1 protein-coding gene is annotated in these 1,444 nt (G+C 39.4%); it reads right to left on the reverse strand.

The features are described from left to right. Window positions 1-66: 66 nt before the first annotated feature. Window positions 67-1,444 (reverse strand): IS1634 family transposase (locus HT723_RS10390; RefSeq protein ID WP_166731242.1); only part of this gene is annotated, 1,378 nt, incomplete at its 5' end.

The following is a 1,444-nucleotide window of genomic DNA, read 5'->3' on the forward strand; positions in this document are numbered from 1 at the left end:
ACTTTATCACTTAAAAAATACAAAAGGGCAGCTACCCCCTTGCGCCACAAGGGATTTCGCTGTTCTTTAATCTCGTTTAGGTGTTGTATATGGAGCTTTGGCGTAATTTTTGAGTTCTTCAAACTTCACGAACCCTTTGTTCCATTCCATGCCCAATAATCTATTTAGTAGCTGCATATCTGGACTTTCTTGTAGTCTATAGTAATTATCTTGTAACCTAGTTGCTTTGGCACTGTTGAGAGCATTAGCGATTCTCCTTGGACTCATCTTCCAATTAATTTGATGTTGGAGGAGTCGAAGATGAATTAAAGCGATAAAACAAGTCAAAAAATGTGCCTGTATATGATTTTCTGTCCATACATAAACAGGTCTACTTTCAAGCTCTGTCTTCGTGATGCGGAAGCAATCCTCAATCTTAGCTAACTCTTTATAAGCCTCCAACATCTCTTCATCTGTCATTCCAACTTCACTTGTTACAAGAACATTCACACCATCAAACTGAGCATCAAAATCAACCTGCTCATGGTCAATGGTAACAAGTGGGGAAAAAGGCTTTAGTTCCCCTGTTTTTTCATCCAGATAGTGGAGGTCTAGATATTTCTTGCCTCCTTTTTTACTGGTCTGTCGAAAGAGTTCCGCATTGGTTAGTTGGCTGGCATATTCTAAAGCACCTTCCCGACGAATCCGTTCTCGATCAGCGTATTTCTTAGACCAAGTAATCAGAACTTTCTCTTTGACAAGTGGAGAATCCTTCTTCGTTCCCAGCTTGCGTTCACGTAGATAGGACTTCTTTGCGAAGGTCAACTCCTTATTAAATTGCCAATCGTTTGGATTTAGAATTTGTGTTTGTAGCTCCTTTGAGGCGCCACGCCGTCCACGATGCTTCTGGGAGAAGAGCCATCCATCTTTTTGATGAATCATCTCAGAAATATTGTAAGAGCTATTCATAGCCTTATCGGCCACCACCACAATACGCTCAATTCCAAACTGTTTTTTAACTTCCTCAACAGCTGGAAGATAGGTAATAGGATCTGTTTGATTTCCTCTAAATAACTTATAACTGATGGGAATTCCATTCGTATCCATAAATAATCCTAATTGGACAATGGGTTTGGGACGATGTTCCTTACTAGGACCTCGCCTTCTTAGTCCTTCTTTTAGAATTTCACCATCAACTGAAACAACCGTCTCATCGGGGATATCTGTTTCAAAGTAGTAGTTCGTTACATCGTAGAAAACTAAACGTGCTTCACGCTTGGTCATGCGACTCACTTCTTTATGAAGATGAAGCAGAAGTTTTTCTTTCAAGGTATCCAACTTATCTAACGAACGATAAATAGCGTTGAGGCTTATTTCCCAATGACCAAATAAGTTTACTTGAGAAGCATAAGTAGATAACTTACTATCTGGATTGAGGACTCTCTGAAAAACTAATAGTTTTAAA

Source organism: Streptococcus sp. 2106 (assembly GCF_013277315.1).
Taxonomy (GTDB): domain Bacteria; phylum Bacillota; class Bacilli; order Lactobacillales; family Streptococcaceae; genus Streptococcus; species Streptococcus pseudopneumoniae.